Below are 22644 nucleotides of genomic sequence, written 5' to 3'. Positions count from 1 at the left end.
CTGGCTCCTATATACCGAAATTCAGCTGGCCTGTAAGTGCCGAAAACGCACTGGCTCCTATATGCCGAAAACGGGGTGGCTCCTAAATGCCGAAAACGGTTTGGCCTCTATATGGTGAAAAGTGACATGGATAAGGCGTCAGCAAAATTTGATCATCCAAGGCGCTACGGGTGTTGGTAAAACGTGGCTTGCGTGTGCATTTGGCCAGCAGGCGTGCAGGCTAAAAATGCCAGTCCTTTTCTATCGCGCCAGTGATCTTTACGGAGCAATCACAGAGTCATTGCTTGATGGCTCATTGCCCGCTCTGAAGCTGTCATTGAGCAAACCAAGTTTGTTGATACTTGACGATCTGGGTTTGGGTGAGATGAATCAACATGCGTCGCAGTTCTTGTTAGATGTGATTGATCGTCGAATGCGCACAGGATCATTGCTCATCACAACGCAGTATCCAACCGATCAATGGCATGGGTTCTTTCCTGATCCCACGCTTGCTGATGCGATATTGGATCGCGTGGTGCATCAATCGCATCGGTTATCTCTGAAAGGGGAGTCCATGCGAAAAACAATGGCTCGCAAAAAAATGCAATCCAGCTGATAGTCTGAGTAGTCAGATTGACCATGTCAGTCTGACTACTATCCTGGTCAAATCGCCATACTTTTTTCTTTGGTCAACTTGCTGGACTGAGTGGTCAGCTTTGACTGGAAGTGATGGTCACGAGGGATTGGAGCGGATGGTCAATAGGTTCTGGAATACGCAGTGGGTGCAATGTCCAGCAGCAGGTTGACCGTTTGTACGTAGGTTGGGTTCATTTTTTGAGGTGAAGAATTTTCTTGTCCCTGGTCACAGCAACCCAGCGGCTTGCACTTCCAAGCCGTTCGTTGTGTTTCTTGGCAATCTCAAGCCAAGGTAAATCAAGGCTTTCGGCCAAGGCCTTGGCCAGTCGCACCACCTTGACGCGTGTGGTGTGGGTCAGCAAGGTGTCCAGGACTTCTGGGCGCAGGTGCCGAACGCTTTCAGCGACGTTCAAGGTTTCTTCCAGAGACTGGAGCTTGCCCGTGTCACTGAAGAGTTCCAGCAACGCTCTCTCGGGAACAGAAACCATCACTTGGGGGTGTCCTGCGGGAAGGGGTGCCAGACCATACCCTTTGAGCAATGCGTCGTCAAAAATCCGGGTTGACTGGTAGTTGGCGTTGAACAGTTCTGTGAACCATGTGGGCAGCCGTGCCGCTTTGTGGCCCCATAAGTTCAAGCGCTCCTGATGTGCAAGGTTGTGGCGTGTTCCGCGCCATGCCAAAGCGGTTTTCCCGCCAACATGCAATTGCGGAACTTCAAGCGACAGGTGCGCCAGTGTTTTGTTCATGTCCAATTTGGCGTTGGGCACTTGGTACACGCCGCGCCCCAATCTTTTGAGCCAGCCTGTGTGGGCCAAACGGGCCGCAGCCGTCGAATCCAAGCCCAGCATCTGCAGCTCACGGGAACTGTATGGCGTGTCCCATTCGAGTTTGCCCAGAAGCTCTTTGATTGAAATATTTTTAGAAACTCGCATTTAAAGTGAACTATCTTAAATATTTCAAACAGAGGCAAGAGGTCTCAGGGCATTTGTTTGAAATATTTCTGAAAAAAAGCATTGGAAGTGAATTTCTTCAATTATTTCAAACATCTGATGTCAAGTCTGACTTCAATCAGCCTGTCTGTCTGGTTTCCTTCAAATCTGTTTGCCCATCTTATGCACTGCCCGATACCCCCCACTCCCTTCACATAAGCCAACAACTCCCCAAAAAACGAATGACTGCAAAGCGTGGACGAATCGCCCACCAGCAGCAGCTTGCGCCGTGCGCGGGTCATGCCCACGTTCATGCGGCGGATGTCGGACAAGAAGCCGATCTTGCCTTGGGTGTTGCTGCGCGTCAAAGTTCTGTTTGTCACTCAAAATGGATTTGACTCCATATGTCTTTAAGTCCATAATTTTGCAATGACTTGGACTGTTCTGTTTCACGACGCCTTCCACGCTGAGTTCGAAGCTTTGGTCGAGGAACTTCAAGACGAACTCTTGGCACATGCCAAGTTGCTGGCGATGTTTGGACCTGAATTGGGGCGACCTACCGTCGATACCCTGAAGGGTTCACGACACAGCAACATGAAGGAACTTCGGTTTTCTTGGAATGGTCAGGTTTGACGAGTGGCCTTTGCCTTCGATCCCCGCCGACAAGCCATCTTGCTGGTGGGTGGAGATAAAGGTGGGGCAGATCAGCGCAGGTTTTACAAGCGCTTACTCACGGTGGCCGATGCGCGTTACGACGATCATCAGGGCACTTTGAGTCAATCAACCAAGGAGTCCAAAAATGGCAAGAAAACTCGATGACGTGATGGCTGCACTGCCCAAAGATCGCAAAAAACGGGTGGAGGATCGGGCCATGGAGTTGGCGACACTCAAAGACCTTCGCCATGCCGCCCAGCAAACACAAGAGCAAATGGCTGCCGCCTTGGGGGTGCGTCAGGACACCATTTCTCGTTTGGAAAAGCGCAGCGACATGCTGCTTTCAACGATGCGCCACTATGTGGAGAGCATAGGCGGCAAGCTAGAACTGGTGGCCAAGTTTCCTGATCGCCCGTCCGTGGTGATCGACCACTTGGGAGGAGACGTCACACTCAACAAGCGCGCAGGTGCTGCCCGCCGATCACGGGCAGCGGCCTATTGATCCGGCCCTATGAAGATTGAACTGCCCCTGTGTTTGTCGGTTGTAGGTCGGTGGCTTTAGCCCCGACATGCAGCCTACGCCGAAGCCAGCAATGTCGGGGCTAAAGCCACCGACCTACGGGATGTCTGTGCAATAAATTTCAAACATCAGCGTGCCGGATCAATAGTTGCCAACTGGGGTACAACTTGCACCCCCCTTGCGCTGCAAGTCCCTGACGGCAAACAGCGCTCAAGCAGGCACCCATTTAGGCCACCTCACGCGCCGTGCGATACCCCCCCACCCCCTTCACATAAGTCAACAAATCCCCAAAAAACGGATGCTTGCACAGCGTGGACGAATCGCCCACCAGCAGCAGCTTGCGCCGTGCGCGGGTCATGCCCACGTTCATGCGGCGGATGTCGGACAGGAAACCGATCTCGCCTTGGGGGTTGCTGCGCGTCAAGGTGATGGCAATGATGTCGCGCTCTTGGCCCTGAAACGAATCGACGGTGCCCACGCTGAGCCTGCGTTGCAGCAGCAAGTCGTTCAGCACAGCGCTGTCTTCGATGGCGTCTTTCAAATAGTTGATTTGGGCGCGGTACGGCGCGATGACGCCAATGGTAAGCGGGCGCTGGTCTGGGTCGGTGGGCTCGCCTAGCGCAAGCAGCTGCGCCAGTCGCTCCAGCAGCAAGTGGGCTTCTTCAGGGTTGGCGGTTGAACGGCTTTCGGGGATGGCCAGTTCCGAGAAGCCACAGCCCGCCGTGTCGATGAATTCCACAGGCAGGTCGGGTGCAAAACGCGGGTCATTAAAGCGCGGGTCATACGCGGCCAGGTCAGCGTCGCGCACGCTGGGGTGCGCCACCAGTTGGCCGCCATAAAACTTCTGTGAGCTGAAGCCCATGATGTGCGCGTGCATGCGGTATTGCACCTTCAGCATGCGGGCCGTGTTGGGTTGGCGCTGGATGCACTTTTCAAACAGGGTTTCGCGCAGGCCTTCGCGGGCGGCTTTTTCGCTTTTCACGGTGGGCGGCAGCTGGTGGTGGTCGCCCGCCAACACCAGGCGCTGGCCCTTGGCAATGGGAATCCAGCAACCCGGCTCCAAGGCCTGGGCGGCTTCGTCGATGAAGACGGTCTCAAAGCTCAGGTGGCGAATGTGACGGTGGCTGGCGCCCACCAGCGTGCAGGTGATGACCTGCACCGATTCGAGCACGTCCTCGGTCATGAAGCGCTCCAAATCGTCGGCAGCTTGGCGCAGCGTGCGGGCTTCTTCACGCAGCCATTGGCGGCGCTGTCGCTCCTCAAAACCAAAGTTGCGCACGCGTTCGCTGGCAGCCTCTCGGTGCTGCTCGGCGGTTTGGCGCATCGCGTGCATCTTGGCGTAGCTGGCGTGGGCCATCACCCCGGCGTCCAGCGTGTGCTGGAGCAGCAGCTCCGACACGCGGCTGGGGTTGCCCAAGCGGATCACGTTCACACCGCGCTCGGCCAGCTTTTCGGTCAGCAGGTCCACGGCGGTATTCGAGGGGGCGCACACCAGCACGCGCCGCTCGCGCCGGATGGTTTCCAAAATGGCCTGCACCAGCGTGGTGGTTTTGCCCGTGCCGGGCGGGCCGTGGATGATGGCCACGTCTTGCGCCGTGACCACATGGCGTACCGCCGCCAGTTGCGAGTCGTTGAGCGCACTGGGGTAAAACAGGTCGTCGGCTTGGGGCTCGCGAAAGCGGGCGGCCTGAGCGCCCAGCAGCACGTCGCGCAGTTCGGCCAAGCGGTTGCCGTGGGCGGCCATGACGGCGCTCAGGGCTTGGTTCATCTCGCGGTAGCTGACCTCGTCAAACGTCAGGTCAACACCCAGCGTGTTGCCGTCCAGCACCCAGTCGGGCAGCGCTTCTTTGGTGGTGGCCAACAGCAGCTTGTTGCGCCGCACGCGGGTCACCACGCCGCTCACCACGGGCCGGTCTGGCCCCGAATAGCCGGGCGCACTGCTGAACAGCGCCGCAGCCGCCCCCACCTGAAACAAGTGCAGGTCTTGCCGATGCGCCGGGCGCTCCAGCTCCAGCACCACCTTGCCCCCAAACCCAATGTCTTCTTGGGTGATGGTGACGGGGTACCAAGTCAGGCCACGCCGACGGCGCTCCTTGATGCTGGCACTGGCGTTTTTGAGCTTGAACTGCGCCTGGTCTTCCTGTTGCTCAAGGTGCATGAGTGCGCGCACATGACGCAACTCTTGTTGAACATCAACTTGAGCAGTGCTATTGGCGGTGGGGGTTGGGTTGGGATCAGCCAAAGGAATAGGAGGTTAAGCGCGATAAATGCAAGAACAGGGAATTCGGGGGGCATTAAAACCGCCATGGGCAGATCGCTGGGGTTGGATCGTACCTAAACCCCAAAGTGTGCTGACTGTCAGGCCCATTGAGCAAAGCTAGGCGACGCGAACCATAATCACCGACACAATGGATTGGGTACACACACCACCCCTCCCCTCCCCGCTCACACCTCGGCTTTGATCCATGTCTGTTTTAAGTTTAATGTCAGTGGGCCACGCCCATATGCCAGGTGAATGGCTGTTTGAAGGCCTGTCGTTTGACCTGGCTTTGGGTGAGCATGTGGCCATTCAGGGCACGTCGGGTTGCGGCAAGTCCACCTTGCTGAACATCATGGCGGGGCTTGAAGTCCCAACCCATGGCGAGGTGCATTGGTCTGGCCAGCCCACGTCGGCGTGGTCGGCTGAGCAGCGGCGCGCTTGTCGTCAAGCCGACATGGGTTTTGTGTTTCAGGCGTTCCACCTGCTGCCACATTTGTCAGCACTTCAAAACGTCATGGTGCCTTGTTTGTTGGGCAATGCTTCTGGCCAGGACGCCGCAGAGGCGGCGCGAGAGCTGTTGGGCGACTTGGGCTTGGCCACACGGCTAGACGCCAAGCCCACCAGTTTGTCCGGCGGTGAACAGCAGCGTGTGGCGCTGGCGCGTGCGCTGGTGCATCGGCCCAAAGTGGTGTTTGCAGACGAGCCCACCGGCAATCTGGACACCGACACCGCCGCCAAGACGCTGGCCCTGCTGATTGGCTTGTGCAAAGAGCGCCAGACCAGTCTGGTCATGGTCACCCACTCTGACGAGGCGGCCAGGGCCATGGGCAGAACGCTGCGCCTGACCAAAAAGGGCTTGGTTTGTTGAGCTTGACGGGCCAGCAGGTCCTTTTCCTTTGGTTGTTGAAAGGCGCTTCCATCCAAGCTTGGACGCGCTGGTTGGTTGCGCTGGTGATGGTGGCCATCGGTGTGATGCTGGCGGTGGCCATTCACACCGTGAACCATTCGGCACTCGCCTCGTTTGGCCAAGCCTTGGACACGGTCAATGGCCAAGCATCGGCCCAGTTGGTTGCGCCTTTGGGCGAGATAGATGACCGGCAAATCGAAGACTGGGACCGTCGCCGGGCGGCTTTGGGCATCCAAGCTGTGAGCCCTGTGCTGGTGGTGCGCACCGACCAACTGACGGTGCTGGGCCTGGATATTTTCAAAGCCGCCGTGGTGTCGCCGTCTTTGCTGCCCTCTTTGTCGCCTTCTTCCACAGGGGATGCCGTTGATTTGTTCAATGCCAAGGCGCTGTTTTTGTCGCGTGCAGCTTTGGAAGTTTTGAACGTCAAGGTGGGCGACAGCATAACCCTGCGGCATGGCCTGGATTCGGTGAACTTGCGGGTGGCAGGCGAGGTTCCAGGCGCTGCAGCGCAAGTGATTGGCGTGATGGACATTGGCAGTGCGCAATGGGCCTTCAAGCGACTGGGTGTGGTGTCCAGGCTGGACCTGCGCCTCGAAGATTGGCAAAGCACACAGGGGCTGAGTGACACATTAAAAGCGCAGTCTGAATCCCTGCAATTGGTGGCCACACAAGACCGCGACCGGCGCATGTCGCTGCTGTCGCGGGCCTACCGGGTGAACCTGACGGTGCTGGCCATGGTGGCCTTGCTCACGGGGGGATTTTTGGTGTCCACAGCGGTGCATTTGTCCATTGTTCGTCAGCGGGCCGAGCTGGCTTTGTTGGGTGTGCTGGGAGCCAGCGAGTCGTGGCTTCGGCGCTTTGTTTGGGCTCAAGGCGGGCTGATTGGTGCTTTGGGGGGTGCCTTGGGTGTGGGCATGGGCTTGTTGTTGGCGGCCGTTTTGATGCGCATCGTGGGGGGTGACTTGGGCGGCAACTACTTTTCGGGCGCACCCGCTGCCATGGTCATTGACTGGGTGGCGCTGTTTGTTTTTGCCATGGCCGCGGTGCTGATGGGCTTGGCATCTGCGTGGCTGCCTTTGTCGCAAATCAATTGGCGTCGGCCCATGGCTTTGTTGCGTGCGGGCCAAGCCGAAACACTGGTGCTGAGCTTGCCCACTTTGAAGTGGAGTCTGCTGAGCGCTGCGCTGGCCGTGGTGTTGCTGATGTTGCCCACGCTGGGTAGCTTGCCCTGGGCCGCCTATGGGGCGATTGCGGCGCTGCTGTGCGCCGGGCTTTTGGCGGTGCCGTGGATTTTGTCCAAGCTCTGGGGTGCGTTGTCGCGTGTTGTGGCGCCTTTGCGCGTTCCGGCTGTGGTTCGCTTGGCCGTTTGGCGGCTGGCGCAAGCGCCCTCTGCGGCCACGCCTTTGATTGCGGGCACGGTGGCGGCGTTTTCATTGACCGTGGCCATGATGGTCATGGTCAGCAGTTTCAGAACCTCGGTGTCTGATTGGTTGGGTTTGGTGTTGCCCGCTGACCTTTACACCAGCAGCCAGTCGATGGTCGATCAGCCGGGGTTTGACCCGGCGGTGCAGTCTTTGGTGGCCAAAGTGCCTCAAGTGCAAAAGGTGGAAACCAGCCGCCAAAGAAATCTGCGCATCGCCAACGACCGGCCTGAGGTGGTGTTGATTGCGAAGCCTGTGAACTTGCAAGACCCGATGCAGTCGGTGGCCTTGGTGGGTTTGTCCAAGTTGCCAGCTGTGGATGGGCAAAAGCATCGGGTGGTTTTTGGTTCCGAGGCCATGGCCGACCTGTACGGCTGGCGTGTGGGCGAAGAAGCCAGCTTGCCACTGGGCTCGCAGGGTCCGTCCAAAGTGTGGGTCGGCGGCTTATACAGAGACTATGGCCGCCAACACGGCTCGGTGATCATGTCGACCGCAGACTACGAGGCCATCACGGGCGACCGTTCGCGCTCCAGCGTTTCGGTTTGGGTAGAAAACGGTGCAGACACGGCGCAAGTCATCGCCAACATCCAGCGCCAAGTGCCAGAACTCACGCAACTCAAATGGATCAGTGCCAGCGATGTGCGTCAGCTGTCGCTCAAAATTTTTGACCGCAGCTTTGCCATGACCTACGCCCTGGAAGCTGCGGCTTTGTTTGTGGCCCTGTTTTCGGTGGCGGCGGGTGTCACTGGTCAGTTGCTTTTGAGGCGGCGCGAGTTCGGCTTGCTGGCGCACTTGGGGCTATCACACCAAGACAGCTTGCGCCTGGTGTCTTTGGAAGTCGGTTTGCTCTTGGCTGTGGCCGTGGTGTGGGCCAGTGTCTTGGGTGGTTTGATGAGCCAGATCTTGATCCACAAAGTGAACCCTGAGTCTTTTCACTGGACCATGAACACGCATTTGGATGTGGGGCAGTGGTTGGCGATCAGTGCTGTGCTGCTGATGCTGGGCGTGCTGGCGGCGCGTTGGGCGGCTGGCCAAGGGCTGGATTCCAAACGCTTGGCCGAAAGCCTGAGGGCCGATTGGTGAAAGACATGACACAACCCTCGGCCAATCGGCGGCTTGCCCTACAAACCGCCGCCATGATGGCGGCAGGCCTGTCAGCTTGGCCCACGCAGATTGCCGCTGCGTCCGCTTTACAGGCTCCGTTTTATCCACCCGTCAAGCCGCGTCGCTTGAACTTTCCCAGAGATCACGGTTCACACCCCGACTACCGCACCGAGTGGTGGTACCTGACGGGATGGCTGGGACAGGGCCCAACGGCCATGGGTTTTCAGTTGACCTTTTTCCGCAGCCGAACCCAGCATTCGCCAGAGAACCCCAGCCGACTGGCACCGACCCAATTGCTTTTTGCGCATGCGGCCGTGGCGGTGGCCGCCAAAAATGTTTTTTTACATGCCAACCGGGCGGGTCGTTTGAACGGAACCCTGCTTCGCGCAGAGACAACGGACACCGATTTGCAGTTTGAAGATTGGCACTTGCGCCGTGTGCAAGGCGCAGCGGGCGAGGTGTACGCAGGCCGCTTTGCAGGCGAAGGTTTTGCCGTGTCTTTGGATGCCAGCGCTGCGCAGCCCGCCCTTTTGCGTGGCCAAGAGGGCTTTTCGTCCAAAGGCCCAGACGCCTTGCAGGCCAGCCACTACTACAGCCGTGCACCTTTGAATGTGAAAGCCGCAGTGACTTTGGCAAAGCAAACCCAAACGCTGGAGGGCAAAGCTTGGCTCGATCACGAGTGGTCCAGCCAACTGATGATGCCTGGGGCCGTGGGGTGGGACTGGTTGGGCATCAACTTGCTGGACGGCGGCACGCTGATGGCTTTTCAGATTCGCAACGACAAAGCGGCCGCGATCTACACCCATGTGGATGCCCGTGACGCAGCTGGCCGCCTTGCCAAAGGTTGGCAGGGTCTTCGCTGGCAGAGCGCAGGCCGTTGGCGGGCCAAGTCTTTGATCGACTACCCCATCCCCATGGATTTGTGGGTGGGTCAAGAGCGCTACAGATTGGTGCCGCTCATGCTGGGCCAAGAGATCGATGCACGGGCCAGCACGGGCGGTTTTTATTGGGAAGGTGCGGTCAGTCTGATGCATGGCGAGCGTTTGCTCGGCCATGGTTATTTGGAGCTGACGGGTTACGGCGCACCTTTAAAAATTTGACCCTTGCAGGATTTTGGCTGTCTTTTGATTGGAGGAAAAAATCCAAGAGTCGACTATTTTTTGACCGGTTTTTGAGCAAAGGCCAGACAGGGTTCTTCACGCTCAACCCGAGGCACGACATGCACATGGTCGTACCAAGTCGCATCATTTAGATCAACGCTTTCGACATACCCATGCACTTGGGTTTTTGCCTTCTTACGCTGCAGGAAGTGTTCGCGGCGTAAAAAGGCAAAACCCCAATCAATCCACTTTCCGACTGGCTTTGCCCAACTTGGCATCGTCCTCGGCCCAGCCTTCTATCGCGGGGTAACCGCGTTGAGCGGCCGTCACCGTATAGGGTGAGTCCAAAGTGATTACAAAATAACTAAAATCAGGTGATCATGTCCACATGAACATCTATGAATCCCGTCCAACCCTGCGCCCCACGCACTGTCCCCTCTCTTGCCGCAGCAGTGTGCAGCCAAGCGCCATCAGAGGCCTTTGCCCCGTCTGTTGAGCCAACGGCTTCTTTGGGCTTGTCCTCGCCCACGCTCAAGAGCACGCCCTTGGCTGCGGCAGGCCTGTTGTTGGCCGCGTGTGGGGGTGGCGGCAGTGAAAATGGCACAAATTCTGCGCCCGCCCCCTCCGATGCAGAGGCTGTTCGCTTCCTGACCCAAGCGGGGTTTTCAGCATCGGCCGAAACTATTGCAGCGGTCAAAACCTCGGGCTTTGCCAACTGGTTGGATTCGCAATTGGACCTGCCTGTGCAAGCGATCACGCGCTACGACTGGATGGTTGCCAACGGCTATGCCGTAGAAGCCAACCGAAGCAACTTCACGGGGACTGACAACGCCATTTGGCTCAAGTTGATGAGCAGTCCCGACCCCGTTCGTCAGCGCATGACACTGGCCTTGTCCGAGATTTTTGTGGTCTCCATGCAGGGTTTGCCCATCGAATGGCGGGGCCTGTGCATGGCCCATTACGCCGATTTGCTGGAGAAAAATGCCTTTGGCACGTACAGACAGCTTTTGCAAGAAGTGACCCTCAGCGTGGGCATGGGCAGTTACCTGAACATGTTGGGCAACCGCAAGGAAGACACGTTCACGGGGCGCGTGCCCGACGAAAACTACGCCCGCGAAGTCATGCAGTTGTTCAGCATCGGCTTGGTGCAACTGAACAGCGATGGCACGCCGCGCCTGAACAACGGCCAAACCATCGACAGTTACTCGCCGCAAGACATCAGCCAACTGGCCAGCGTGTTCACCGGGTGGGAACGCGATCGCGTGGATGCAACGGATTACGCGCACGTCACCCGCCCCATGAAACACAACATCGCCAACTTCCAAACTGGCGACAAGTCTGTTTTGGGCACCACCATCGCGGGCTCACTCAGTGGCCCACAAGCGCTGTTTTTGGCCTTGGACACCTTGGCCAATCACCCCAACGTGGGGCCTTTTATGGGGCGTCAACTCATCCAGCGCTACACCATGAGCCACCCCAGCGCCGCTTATGTGGGCCGTGTTGCCGCCGTGTTCAACAACAATGGGCGCGGTGTGCGCGGTGACTTGAAAGCCACCTTGCGCGCCGTTTTGCTCGACCCTGAAGCACGCGCAACACCCTCTGGCAATGCATCTGGGCGCCTGCGTGAGCCCGTGCACCGTTTTGTGCAATGGGGGCGCAGCTTCGGCATCACCAGCGCCTCAGGTCGCTGGGCCATCGGTGACACGAGCGACCCTGCCAGCCGCCTGGGCCAAAGCCCTTGGCGCAGCCCATCGGTGTTCAATTTCTTTCGTCCAGGCTATGTGCCACCGGGCCATGAATTGGCCGCCAACCAGATCACGGCCCCGGAGTTTCAGCTGCTCAACGAAAGCACCATCGCGGGTTACCTCAACTTCATGCAGTCGGTCATCGGCAATGGCATCGCCAGTGGTGATGTCACCGCCAATTACGCTCACGAGCTGAGCCTCGCCACTGACGCACCCAAGCTCTTGGCGCACCTGAATTTGCGCCTGGCGGCAGACGCCATCCCCGCCACGACTTTGTCTGAATTGAGCACCGCCGTGGCCACCATCAGCGCATCGAATGCAACAGGCCAACTCAACCGCGTGAAAGCGGCCATCTTGTTGGTGATGGCCGCGCCTGAATACCTGATCCAGAAATAAGCCCCCCATGAAACTAAATCGACTGCCTGAATTACAGCGCCGCGAATTTTTGCGGCGCTCTGCACAACTGGGCTTGGCTGGCATGGCTGCGCCTTGGGCCTTGAACCTTGCGGCCCTGGGTGAAGCCGCCGCTGCCGATGCCCGAGGAGGCTACAAAGCGCTGGTTTGCGTATTTTTAGCGGGTGGCAACGACAACGGCCGCACCTTGGTGCCCGTTGACGTGGCCAGTCACGCCAATTTGGCGAGCTTGCGTGGAGGCACCACCGACCTGGGTGGCTTGGTGGCTCCACGGGCCAGTTTGGCCGCCACCACCTTGTCACCCAGAGTGCCGCTGACAGGCACTGGCGTCAATGGAACACAACTGGCCATGGCGGCAGAACTGTTGCCGCTCAAACCCTTGTTTGACGCCGGCCAACTGGGCTGGCTGCTCAATGTGGGCTCCCTGATGGAGCCCACCACCAAAGTGCAATACTTGGCCAAGTCAGTTCGATTGCCACCCAAGCTGTTCAGCCACAACGACCAACAATCGTTTTGGCAAAGCAGCGGTGCCGAAGGCTCCACCAAAGGCTGGGGCGGTGCCATGGGCGACCTGTTTTTGTCCAGCAACGCCACCAGCACGTTCACCTGCATCAACGCCAGTGGCAATGCGGTGTTTTTGATGGGTGATCAGGCGGTGCAATACCAAATCAGCAACAGTGGCGCGGTCCCGGTCAACGGGGTGGTGTCGAATTTGTTTGGGTCAGCGGCATGCAGCCAAGCTCTGAACAAAATGATCACGGCGTCGCGCACGCACTGGATGGAGGCCGAACTCAACCGCGTGGCTTTGCGCTCCATCAACGCCCAAGCCACCGTCAAAGCCGCATTGGGCAATGCCAATGCCTTGCCGTTTTCAGCCACCTTTGACACCACCCAGAGTTTGGGTCGCCAATTGCAAATGGTCGCCCGGCTGATTGCGGGACGCAGCACACTGGGTGCACAGCGACAGGTTTTCTTTGTCAGCATCGGGGGCTTTGACAACCACGATTTTTTGCTCACCCAACACCCCGGCTTGCTCGGGCAACTGGCCAACGGCTTGAGCACCTTCCAATCCGCCATGACCGAGTTGGGCATGGCAGACAATGTGACCACCTTCACGGCCAGCGACTTTGGCCGCACGCTGAGCAGCAACGGTGACGGCAGCGACCACGGATGGGGTGCGCACCATCTGATCATGGGTGGTGCGGTTCGCGGTCGGCGCTTTTGGGGCAAGTGGCCCTTACAGGCCCACAATGGCCCGAACGACCTGGGTCAGGGGCGCTTGATCCCCACCACCAGCGTCGACCAACTGGGCGCCACCTTGGCCAAGTGGATGGGGGTCAGCCCGACCGAGGTCAGTGCTTTGTTCCCCAACATCAACCGTTTTGACCAACCCGACTTGGGGTTTTTCAGCGCCTGAATCTCCGCCGTGGACATGGGACACGGCGTTCAGGGTGAAGTTTTGTGCGCTTCTACTGCGCCATCACACCAGCGTCATCAGCGCCGATCCGCAGCACCCGCTTGGGCCGATGCGGGCAATCCAAAGACCCGGTCGAAACACCAGGTGAACGCAATGGCATAAAAGAAAAAGAAGGCCAGCAGGCCCAAATTGGCCACCAAGGCAGCGGTGGGCGAAATGTCGAGCCACAGCGACATGACGGGCAAAAGAATGATGACCAGCCCGCCCTCAAAACCCGCCCCGTGGGCCAGTCGCCGCGCAAAGGAGCGGCCACGCACGGCTTGACGCGACTCCCAGCGCTCAAACAGCGAGTTGAAGACGTAGTTCCACGTCAGCGCAATGCTCGACAACACGACCGCCAGGCCCAATGTGGAGGCGGGCGACTTGTCAAAAGCCACACTCAACACGGGACCGACCACGGCAATCGCAATGGCCTCGTACAAAAGGGCTTGGAGAACGCGGCGGGTGGTGGGGGTCATGTTGGCGAACGCGGTGAATGCGTTCACTGCCGCGCCGTGCGCACATTGGGCGGCAATGCGCCCGGTGCGCTGGTGCGCCAGGGGTTGATGTCCAGCCCGCCGCGCCGGGTGTAGCGGGCGTAGACCGTCAGCTTGGTGGGCTTGCAGCGCGTCCAGATGTCCATGAAGATACGCTCGACGCATTGCTCATGAAACTCGTTGTGGTTGCGAAAGCTCACGATGTATTGCAACAGACCCGCTTGCTCGATCTGCGGGCCGCTGTAGGTGATTTGCACGCTGCCCCAGTCGGGCTGGCCTGTGACCAGGCAATTGCTTTTGAGCAAATGGCTGACCAGGGTTTCGCTGACGGGCAGTTCTTCGGCATTGGCGCTGAGCAGCTCCGGTGCAGGCTGGTAGCGCGTGCACTCGATGTCCATGCGGTCCAGGTTCAAGCCGTCGAGCTCGTGCACGGGCTCGGCGTCAAACTGTTCTTGCAGCAGCAGCTTCACGCCCACACTGGCCTGCATGGCGCCGCCGTGCCAGATGGCCGCGCTGATGTCGCGGCGGATCATGTCGCGCACCACATCGGCACTCTCCAGCCGCGTGTTGTTGAAGCTGTTGAGATACAGCTTGAAGGACTTGCTCTCCACAATGTGCGTGCTTTCGGCAGGCACGGTGATGTGCGCCAGTGCCACCTGCGGCTTGCCCTTGGTGTTGAGCCAAGACAGCTCGAACGCGGTCCACAGGTCGGCCCCAAAAAACACGGGCTGCCCGGTGACACCGATTTCGGCGCGTTTGGTGGCGCGGGGAATGGGAAACAGCAAACTCGCGTCGTACTGGTCCACATAGGCGCTGGACTTGCCCAATTGGGATTGTTCTGGGGAGTTCATACTCATGCTTGCACCTTGCGACGGAAAACGAGACGGTCTGGCTCGGACACGGCCGAGTCGTAGGCGTAGCCTTCCAGATCAAAACTCAACAGGCCTTCGGGGTGGGTGATCTTGTTTTGGATGGCGAACCGAGCCATCAAGCCCCGCGCCCGTTTGGCGTTGAAGCTGATGATTTTGTATTTGCCGCCTTTGAAGTCTTCAAACACGCATTCGATGACGCGGGCCTTAAGGGTTTTGCGGTCCACCGATTTGAAATACTCTTGCGAGGCCAGGTTGACGATGACCGGGGTTTTGTCTTTGGCCAGCTGGGCGTTCAGGTACTCGGCAATTTGCGGCCCCCAAAACTTGTAGAGGTTGCTGCCCTTGTCGGTTTGGAGCGTGGTGCCCATCTCCAGCCGGTAGGGTTGCATCCAGTCCAGCGGGCGCAACACGCCGTACAGGCCACTCAAAATGCCCACATGGGTTTGCGCCCAGTCCAGCTCTTGCGCGGACAGGGTTTTGGCGTCCAGGCCTTCGTACACGTCGCCATTGAAGGCCAGCACGGCCTGCTTGGAATTTTTGGCAGTGAACTTCGGAACCCAGGCCTCGTAGCGGGCCACGTTCAGAGCCGACAGCGCGTCGGACAAGTCCATCAGCTCGGCGATTTGCTGGGGTGACTTTTGGCGCAGCACCTCAATGAGGGCCTGCGATTGCGGCACGAACTGGGGCAGCGTGTGCGGCACGCCTGCGGCGGGGGTTTCGTAATCCAGAGATTTGGCGGGTGACAATAAGAACAACATGCTCGACATCCTTTACTTGGACGATTATCTCGCCATCGTCAACAAACCCGCCGGCTGGCTGGTGCATCGCACGCCTTTGGACAGGGGTGAAACCCGCTTTGTGCTGCAAACCCTGCGCGACCAAATCGGGCAACACGTCTGGCCCGTGCACCGGCTCGACAAAGGCACCAGCGGCGTGCTGGTGTTTGCGCTGAGCGCCGAGGTGGCCCGCTCGTTGGGGCAGGCTTTTGAAAGCGGCGCTGGTCTGCTAAAAACCTACCGCGCTGTGGTGCGCGGTTGGCCTTTGCCTGAGGGCCTGATCGACCACCCCTTAAAGCGCATGCCCGACGACATGCGCACGGAGCGCACCGAAATCCAGCCGGCCCAAAGCCGTTTTGCCACCTTGCGCCACTTTGAGCTTCCTCTGCCCCAGCAAAGCTTTGTCAGCACCCGCTGCGCCGAAGTGGCGCTGCAGCCCCTGACTGGCCGTCGCCACCAACTGCGCCGCCACATGAAGCACATCGCCCACCCCATCATCGGCGACGCCACACACGGCAAGGGGCCGCTCAACCGCGCCGTGGCAGATTTGATCGGGCTGCAGCGGCTGTGGTTGCATGCTGAAAGTCTGGAACTACCTCATCCGGTCAGCAGGCAGCGGCTGCATCTGGCATCTTCCCTGCCCAGCGAGTGGGGGCTTTGGGATGCTTTTCAGCTGCCTATCGTTGCTTGAATCGAGTGAGGCATCTCGATGCGGGGTGGTTTGCGGGGGTTTTCGCGACGGGGGCGTCGCTCCTACAGGTGGCTAGCCCCGCACTCGGGGCGATGCGGGGTGGTCTGCGGGGGTTTTCGCGACGGGGGCGTTGCTCCTACAGGTGGCTAGCCCCGTCCTCGGGGCGATACGGGGTGGTCTGCGGGGGGGTCGCGACGGGGGCGTTGCGGCTACAAAATTGCTGCACCTTGATCTGGTTCATGCCTTCAGGCTGATCGGGGGCAATTCGCTATTGAAGTTGCCGCCAGTCAAAAAAAACGGCCCAAGGATCACTCCTTGAGCCGTTTCTTCAGTTTTGCGCCAACACTTAAGCGGTCACACCCTTGGCGTTCTCCACGTACTCTTCAATCTGGTTGAAGTTGAGGTACTTGTAGATGGCTTCGCCGTCCTTGTTCACCACACCCATGGCTTCGTGGTATTCGGCCACGGTGGGGAACTTGCCCATCTTGGAGGTGATGGCGGCCAGCTCGGCAGAGGCCAAGTACACGTTGGTGTTCTTGCCCAAACGGTTGGGGAAGTTGCGTGTGGAAGTCGACACCACCGTCGCGCCTTCGCGCACTTGCGCCTGGTTGCCCATGCACAGCGAGCAGCCGGGCATTTCGGTGCGGGCACCGGCTGTGCCAAACGCGGCGTAGTGACCTTCCTTGATCAGCTCGCTCTCGTCCATCTTGGTGGGGGGTGCCACCCACAACTTGACAGGGATGTCGCGCTGGCCGCCGAGCAGCTTGGCGGCTGCGCGGAAGTGACCGATGTTGGTCATGCACGAACCGATGAAGGCTTCGTCGATCTTGGTGCCAGACACTTCAGACAGGAACTTGGCGTCATCGGGGTCGTTGGGGCAGCAAACGATCGGCTCTTTGATGTCGGCCAAATCGATTTCGATGACGTGTGCGTACTCGGCATCTTTGTCGGCTTCGAGCAAATCAGGCGCAGCCAGCCATTGCTCGACTTTCTCGATGCGGCGGGCCAATGTGCGGGCGTCTTTGTAGCCGTCGGCGATCATGTTTTTCATCAAGACCACGTTGGACTTCAGGTATTCCTGCACAGGCTCTTTGTTGAGCTTGATGGTGCAACCCGCAGCAGAACGTTCGGCAGACGCGTCGGACAACTCAAATGCTTGCTCAACTTTCAGGTTAGGCAGGCCTTCGATTTCCAGGATGCGGCCCGAGAATTCGTTGATCTTGCCAGCCTTGGCCACGGTCAAGAGACCTTGCTTGATGGCGTACAGCGGGATCGCGTGCACCAGGTCGCGCAGGGTCACACCAGGCTGCATGTCGCCTTTGAAGCGAACCAGGATCGACTCGGGCATGTCCAAAGGCATCACGCCTGTGGCCGCGCCGAAGGCCACCAGACCGGAGCCAGCGGGGAAGCTGATGCCGATGGGGAAACGGGTGTGCGAGTCGCCACCGGTGCCGACGGTGTCGGGCAACAACAGGCGGTTGAGCCAGCTGTGGATCACGCCGTCACCAGGACGCAGGGACACGCCGCCACGGTTGCTGATGAAGGCGGGCAATTCGCGGTGGGTTTTGACGTCCACGGCCTTGGGGTACGCTGCGGTGTGGCAGAAGGACTGCATGACCATGTCGGCCGAGAAGCCCAAGCAAGCCAGGTCTTTCAGTTCGTCGCGGGTCATCGGTCCGGTGGTGTCTTGTGAACCCACGGTGGTCATCTTGGGTTCGCAGTAAGTGCCGGGGCGCACGCCTTGGCCTTCTGGCAGACCGACGGCGCGACCGACCATCTTCTGGGCCAATGTGAAGCCAGCTTTGGTGCTGATCGGTGCTGTGGGCAAACGGAACACGGTGGATGCGGGCAAACCCAAGAACTCGCGCGCCTTGGCGGTCAAGCTGCGGCCGATGATCAAGTTGATACGGCCACCAGCACGCACTTCGTCAAACAGCACATCGCTCTTGAGTTGGAAGGTGGTGATGGTTTCGCCATTCTTCACGATCTTGCCGTCGTAGGGCAACACGTCCACCACGTCGCCCATGTTCAGGGCAGTCACGTCCACTTCGATCGGCAAAGCGCCCGAGTCTTCTTGGGTGTTGAAGAAGATGGGGGCAATCTTGCCGCCCAAAGTCACGCCACCAAAACGCTTGTTGGGCACAAAGGGGATGTCTTCGCCAAAACCCCAGATGATGCTGTTGGTGGCTGATTTGCGGCTGGAGCCTGTGCCCACCACATCGCCGACGTAAGACACCAAGTGGCCTTTTTTCTTCAGCTCTTCGATCATGGCCATGGGGCCGCGCTTGCCGTCTTCTTCGGGCTTGAAGGGGGCGCCTTCACGGGTGTTTTTCAACATCGCCAAGTAGTGCAATGGGATGTCGGGGCGGCTCCAGGCGTCAGGCGCTGGCGACAAATCGTCGGTGTTGGTCTCGCCTGGCACCTTGAACACGGTGATGGTGATTTTTTTCTCGACTTCAGGGCGGGTGGTGAACCACTCGGCATCGGCCCAGCTTTGCATGACTTCCTTGGCCTTGGCGTTGCCAGACTTGGCTTTTTCAGCCACATCGTTGAAGAAGTCAAACATCAACAAAGTCTTTTTGAGGGCTTCAGCGGCCACGGCGGCCACTTCGGCGTCGTCCAGCAACTCAATCAGGGGGTGCACGTTGTAGCCACCGACCATGGTGCCCAGCAACTCGGTGGCCTTGGCTTTGGAAATCAGGCCAACTTGAACTTCACCATGGGCGACAGCGGCCAAAAACGAGGCCTTGACTTTGGCCGCATCGTCCACGCCTGGGGGCACGCGGTGGGTCAGCAGGTCCATCAAAAAGGCTTCTTCGCCTGCGGCGGGGGCTTTGATCAACTCGATCAGTTCAGCCGTTTGCTTGGCGTCCAGTGGCAGTGGAGGGATGCCCAGCGCTGCGCGCTCGGCTACGTGGTCACGGTAGGCTTTCAACATGGTTTTTTTCTCCGGTCAGTCAAAATTAATCGTTGGGACGCCCCATGCCTGTTGTGTCAAACAGGACGGGGGGTGGGTTGGTTTTCATGTTTTCGGCAAAGGCCATTTGTTCGGGGTGTGCGCACTCGTCAGCCAGACGACGGCCTTTGCTTTGGTCCATCAACATGGATTTGTTGGCCAATTGCAGCCAGACAGCGCCGGCTTTTTTGTCTTCCAGCCGAATGGCTCCCGTGGTGGTCGTCACAGGGTGCATGCGGTAATGAAAGCCCTTGCCCAAGACGTGGAAGTAGCCAGGCTGGGTGGCATCGGCTTCGAGCCTCACACTGGCCCCCAATTCGCAGGGCAAACGGCCCAAATGGACCCGCTCTGCGATGGCCAATTCGTCGACTCCCATGGGCAGGGGGGTGTGCACCGCCGCCGCTGGCTGCAACCACTGGGGTCGTGAAAGAGGGTCGGATTGGCGTGAAACGCGGGTCTTGGGTTGGGTCTTCTTTTTGTCCACCGCTTTTTTGGACGACGCTTTGTAGTTTGCCGACTTGCTGACGCCAGGCTTGGTCACAGGCACTGCGGTTTGTGCACCCACGGCCCAAGGCAGCAGCAGCACCGAGACAATGACAAAAACTGGTTTCATGACAAGCGACCTCAGGTTTGAAACAGCCATCATGAACCAGTTCCGGACAAAGCCACGGGTTCAGAAAAAAACAATCGGATTTCGGGGGGCAAGGAACAACCGGTCTGATGGGCTCGCTCGAGCAACTGCCAGAAAAAGCGGTAGCTGGCCCGATCATGCAGCTGTCCCGCATGACTGATCGGTGCCCATGCAGCGGCCTGAGCAGCCAACACGATTGCGCTGGCCTGCTCAATCTGCGCCTCGCTGGGGGACATGGCAGCCAAAATGGGGCGAATCTGGTCCGGGTGGATGCTCCACATGCGTGTGTAACCCAGCTCACAAGCGGCTTTGTGGGCGGCCATGCGCATGGCCTCGGTGTTCTTGAATTCGGTCACCACGCAGTGCGAAGGCACCTTGCCGTGCGCGTGACAGGCACTGGCGATGTCGAGCTTGGCTCGCAGCACCAAGGGGTGCGTGAATTGGCCTTGGATGCCCATGCCTTCTGCGGGTATGGCCCCGCCATGGGCCGAGACAAAGTCCATCAGGCCAAAGCTCAGCGACTGCACACGGGGGTGGGCAGCGATGTCAAATGCCCGGTGCACGGCTGCCGGTGATTCAATCAACACATGCAGTGGCAAATGGCCTGCCCCTGCTTGCAACAGGGCCGCTTGCGCACGCTCAACATCGGCCACGGTTTCGACCTTGGGCACCATGATGTGCGACAGGCATGAACCCGCTTGGGCCGCAATCAGCGCCATGTCGGCATCAAAAGAGGGGTGATCGACAGGATGGACACGCACGGCCACACGAGCCCCAGGGTTGGCAGCCGTAGCGGCCAATGCCAGCTCGGTGACCAAGGCGGCATGTTCGGCTTCGCCACCCACGGGTGCACCATCTTCGCAATCCAGGGTGACATCAAAGACGCAAGCACCGAACTCTTGCATCATGTCTGCCTGCAATTGAAGGCTTTTACGCATCCTCGCTTCGACACCAGAGTAATGGTCACACACCGGCAGCTGGACGGCTCCGGCTTGTGCTCCCAACAGTACGTCGCGAGGATGGCTCACTTGGACTTCTCGGCCTGAAATCAGATCAGGTGAGCGACGCCAGCTTGCTCGTCGGTCAACTCTTTGAGCGTCTTGTCGATGCAGCCTTGGCTGAAGGCGTCGATGTCCAGACCTTCCACGACTTTGTATTCGCCGTTTTCGCAGGTGACGGGGAAACCGAACATGACGTCTTTAGGAATGCCGTACCAGCCTTGTGATGGGATACCCATGGTGACCCACTTGCCGTTGGTGCCCAGGGCCCAATCGCGCATGTGGTCGATGGCCGCATTGGCAGCCGAAGCCGCCGAAGACAGGCCACGGGCTTCAATGATGGCTGCGCCGCGCTTGCCCACGGTGGGCAGGAACACGTTGGCGTTCCATTCCTGGTCGTTGATCATGTCCTTGACCGATTCGCCGTTGATGGTGGCAAAGCGGTAGTCGGCGTACATGGTGGGCGAGTGGTTGCCCCAGACGCACAGTTTTTCGATGTCGGCCACGGCTTTGCCAGTCTTGGCTGCGATTTGTGACAGAGCACGGTTGTGGTCCAAACGCAACATGGCAGTGAAGTTGCCGGGCTTGAGGTCAGGCGCGGCCTTCATGGCAATGTAAGCGTTGGTGTTGGCGGGGTTGCCCACGACCAGCACTTTCACGTCACGCGAAGCCACCGCGTTCAGGGCTTTGCCTTGTGCAGTGAAGATGGCACCGTTGATGGCCAGCAACTCGGCACGCTCCATGCCAGGGCCGCGTGGACGCGAACCGACCAACAGGGCGTAGTCCACATCCTTGAATGCGGTCATGGGGTCGCCGTGGGCTTCCATGCCCACCAGCAATGGGAATGCGCAGTCTTCGAGTTCCATCATCACGCCCTTGAGCGCTTTTTGGGGGCCTTCAACGGGCACTTCGAGCAATTGCAGGATGACGGGCTGGTCTTTGCCCAACATTTCGCCTGAGGCGATGCGGAACAACAATGCGTAACCGATTTGACCTGCTGCGCCGGTGACGGCAACGCGGACGGGCTTTTTGCTCATGGTGGAAAACTCCAGAAGTGTTGTAAACAAGGGTTGCAGTCCGTTGCCAACATCTGTGTCAGCAAGGCTGTCCAGCGCACCGGACCCGCACCCCCAACCCACCAAATAGGCCAAAAGCGCTGGCAAACAGCCAAGGAGTGTACCCGCGAAAACCCTGATTCGTCAATTTGTCTTATGTCTTATATAAGATATGATGCGGCATCTGACATGCACCTGACCGCATGAAGCATTGGCGCCCATGAACCTCCCTTTGACACCGACCGACGCTGCCTCGCCTGCTGTACAGGCCGCCGCCGTGACTCCGGCATTCAGCCCCCTTTATCAGCAAATCAAAGGGTTGATTTTGCAAAGTCTGCAGTCCAGCGAGTGGAAGCCCGGCGAGTCCATCCCGAGCGAAATGGAACTCGCTGCTCGTTACCGGGTCAGCCAGGGCACGGTGCGCAAGGCCATCGACGAATTGGCCAGTGACCACCTTTTGATCCGCAAGCAAGGCAAAGGCACCTTTGTGGCCACCCATGCCGAGCACCAGGTGCAATACCGTTTTTTGAAACTCGTGCCCGACCAAGGTGACTTGAACACCGAAGGCCCTGCCCAGCGTCAAATCGTCGATTGCAAGCGTTTACGCGCCTCGGCCGACATTGCCAGAGCGTTGGCGCTGAGGACCGGAGACGCCGTCTTGCAAGTGCGGCGCGTCCTGTCTTTTGCGAGCATTCCCACCATTTTGGAAGATCTGTGGCTGCCGGGTGTCCCTTTCAAAGGCTTGACTGCAGAAAGGCTGACGGCCTATCACGGCCCCATGTATGCGCTGTTTGAGACCGAATTTGGCGTACGAATGGTGCGGGCAGAAGAAAAAATTCGGGCGGTCTTGGCGGACAAGTCTCAGCGAGAGTTGATGCAATTGGCCAGCAACACCCCCTTGCTGAGTGTCGAAAGGGTGGCCTACACCTACAACGACACCCCCATGGAACTGCGGCGCGGTTTTTACCGCACCGACACCCACCACTACCACAACGCCCTGAATTGATGAAAACCACCCTTTACAAGTCTGTTTTGAGACTGTC

At 58.9% G+C, this 22644-nt stretch carries 19 protein-coding genes and 1 pseudogene; 10 read left to right on the top strand and 10 right to left on the bottom strand.

Features of this window, described 5'->3' with window-relative positions:
• Positions 1-121 precede the first annotated feature (121 nt).
• Entirely contained in the window at positions 122-595 is a 474-nt protein-coding gene (locus B9Z48_RS14220; protein WP_108379225.1) for an ATP-binding protein, read from the top strand.
• 211 nt (positions 596-806) lie between these two features.
• Here the strand turns inward: B9Z48_RS14220 and B9Z48_RS14215 are convergent, their stop codons facing one another.
• Together B9Z48_RS14215 and B9Z48_RS22115 are read right to left on the bottom strand one after the other, a co-directional pair.
• Positions 807-1547 carry a type IV toxin-antitoxin system AbiEi family antitoxin domain-containing protein gene (locus B9Z48_RS14215; RefSeq protein ID WP_108379223.1) on the bottom strand — a complete coding sequence of 247 codons (741 nt, stop codon included), beginning with the start codon at positions 1545-1547 and terminating at the stop codon, positions 807-809.
• A 101-nt stretch (positions 1548-1648) separates the two neighbouring features.
• Positions 1649-1927, bottom strand: coding sequence for an AAA domain-containing protein (locus B9Z48_RS22115; protein WP_108379221.1), 279 nt, complete (start codon positions 1925-1927; stop codon positions 1649-1651).
• A 46-nt stretch (positions 1928-1973) separates the two neighbouring features.
• Here B9Z48_RS22115 and B9Z48_RS14205 point away from each other — a divergent pair.
• Positions 1974-2363: pseudogene (locus B9Z48_RS14205) on the top strand (type II toxin-antitoxin system RelE/ParE family toxin).
• Positions 2344-2700, top strand: coding sequence for a helix-turn-helix domain-containing protein (locus B9Z48_RS14200; RefSeq protein WP_108379219.1), 357 nt, complete (start codon positions 2344-2346; stop codon positions 2698-2700). The pseudogene B9Z48_RS14205 and the gene B9Z48_RS14200 overlap by 20 nt, the downstream one beginning before the upstream one ends.
• Positions 2701-2944: 244 nt before the next feature.
• Here the strand turns inward: B9Z48_RS14200 and B9Z48_RS14195 are convergent, their stop codons facing one another.
• Positions 2945-4876, bottom strand: coding sequence for an AAA domain-containing protein (locus B9Z48_RS14195; protein ID WP_233261133.1), 1932 nt, complete (start codon positions 4874-4876; stop codon positions 2945-2947).
• A gap of 307 nt (positions 4877-5183) precedes the next feature.
• Between B9Z48_RS14195 and B9Z48_RS14190 the strand changes: the two genes are divergently transcribed.
• From B9Z48_RS14190 to B9Z48_RS14170, 5 genes are all read left to right on the top strand, one after another.
• Positions 5184-5846, top strand: coding sequence for an ABC transporter ATP-binding protein (locus B9Z48_RS14190; RefSeq protein ID WP_108379215.1), 663 nt, complete (start codon positions 5184-5186; stop codon positions 5844-5846).
• Between the two features lie 32 nt (positions 5847-5878).
• A complete protein-coding gene (locus tag B9Z48_RS14185) occupies positions 5879-8389 on the top strand; it encodes an FtsX-like permease family protein (protein WP_146186293.1) in 2511 nt (836 codons plus the stop codon).
• A 5-nt stretch (positions 8390-8394) separates the two neighbouring features.
• On the top strand, positions 8395-9510 hold the full coding sequence (locus B9Z48_RS14180) for a lipocalin-like domain-containing protein (protein WP_146186292.1): 1116 nt from the start codon (positions 8395-8397) through the stop codon (positions 9508-9510).
• Positions 9511-9908: 398 nt separating this feature from the next.
• Complete coding sequence (locus B9Z48_RS14175; RefSeq protein ID WP_108379209.1) at positions 9909-11651, top strand: DUF1800 family protein; 1743 nt, start codon at positions 9909-9911, stop codon at positions 11649-11651.
• A 7-nt stretch (positions 11652-11658) separates the two neighbouring features.
• Complete coding sequence (locus B9Z48_RS14170; protein ID WP_108379207.1) at positions 11659-13086, top strand: DUF1501 domain-containing protein; 1428 nt, start codon at positions 11659-11661, stop codon at positions 13084-13086.
• 77 nt (positions 13087-13163) lie between these two features.
• Here the strand turns inward: B9Z48_RS14170 and B9Z48_RS14165 are convergent, their stop codons facing one another.
• From B9Z48_RS14165 to yaaA, 3 genes are read right to left on the bottom strand one after another with little or no spacing between them, the layout of a single operon-like run.
• Positions 13164-13604 carry a PACE efflux transporter gene (locus tag B9Z48_RS14165; RefSeq protein ID WP_108379243.1) on the bottom strand — a complete coding sequence of 147 codons (441 nt, stop codon included), beginning with the start codon at positions 13602-13604 and terminating at the stop codon, positions 13164-13166.
• Positions 13605-13627: 23 nt separating this feature from the next.
• On the bottom strand, positions 13628-14473 hold the full coding sequence (gene queF, locus B9Z48_RS14160) for an NADPH-dependent 7-cyano-7-deazaguanine reductase QueF (RefSeq protein ID WP_108379205.1): 846 nt from the start codon (positions 14471-14473) through the stop codon (positions 13628-13630).
• Positions 14474-14475: 2 nt separating this feature from the next.
• Positions 14476-15252, bottom strand: a complete 777-nt coding sequence (gene yaaA / locus B9Z48_RS14155; RefSeq protein WP_108379203.1) for a peroxide stress protein YaaA — start codon at positions 15250-15252, stop codon at positions 14476-14478.
• Between yaaA and B9Z48_RS14150 the strand changes: the two genes are divergently transcribed.
• Positions 15251-15961 (top strand): pseudouridine synthase, encoded by a 711-nt coding sequence (locus B9Z48_RS14150; protein ID WP_108379201.1) that lies wholly within the window; start codon positions 15251-15253, stop codon positions 15959-15961. The two genes, yaaA and B9Z48_RS14150, sit on opposite strands and share 2 nt — an antisense overlap.
• A 346-nt stretch (positions 15962-16307) precedes the next feature.
• On the opposite strand, the gene acnB is transcribed toward B9Z48_RS14150, so the two are convergent.
• From acnB to B9Z48_RS14130, 4 genes are all read right to left on the bottom strand, one after another.
• Entirely contained in the window at positions 16308-18899 is a 2592-nt protein-coding gene (gene acnB / locus B9Z48_RS14145; RefSeq protein WP_089954850.1) for a bifunctional aconitate hydratase 2/2-methylisocitrate dehydratase, read from the bottom strand.
• Between the two features lie 25 nt (positions 18900-18924).
• A complete protein-coding gene (locus B9Z48_RS21855; protein WP_228769127.1) occupies positions 18925-19530 on the bottom strand; it encodes a hypothetical protein in 606 nt (201 codons plus the stop codon).
• A 29-nt stretch (positions 19531-19559) separates the two neighbouring features.
• Positions 19560-20486 (bottom strand): CoA ester lyase, encoded by a 927-nt coding sequence (locus B9Z48_RS14135; RefSeq protein ID WP_233261132.1) that lies wholly within the window; start codon positions 20484-20486, stop codon positions 19560-19562.
• Positions 20487-20596: 110 nt separating this feature from the next.
• On the bottom strand, positions 20597-21583 hold the full coding sequence (locus tag B9Z48_RS14130) for a malate dehydrogenase (protein ID WP_089955300.1): 987 nt from the start codon (positions 21581-21583) through the stop codon (positions 20597-20599).
• A gap of 238 nt (positions 21584-21821) precedes the next feature.
• On the opposite strand from B9Z48_RS14130, the gene B9Z48_RS14125 reads away from it, so the two are divergent.
• Positions 21822-22607, top strand: a complete 786-nt coding sequence (locus tag B9Z48_RS14125) for a GntR family transcriptional regulator (protein ID WP_089954856.1) — start codon at positions 21822-21824, stop codon at positions 22605-22607.
• Positions 22608-22644: the final 37 nt, after the last annotated feature.

Origin of the sequence: Limnohabitans sp. WS1 (assembly GCF_003063265.1) — a bacterium.
GTDB lineage: Bacteria > Pseudomonadota > Gammaproteobacteria > Burkholderiales > Burkholderiaceae_C > Limnohabitans_A.
The sequence above is the reverse complement of the archived record's forward strand: the minus strand, read 5'-3'. Positions and strand labels throughout refer to the sequence as shown.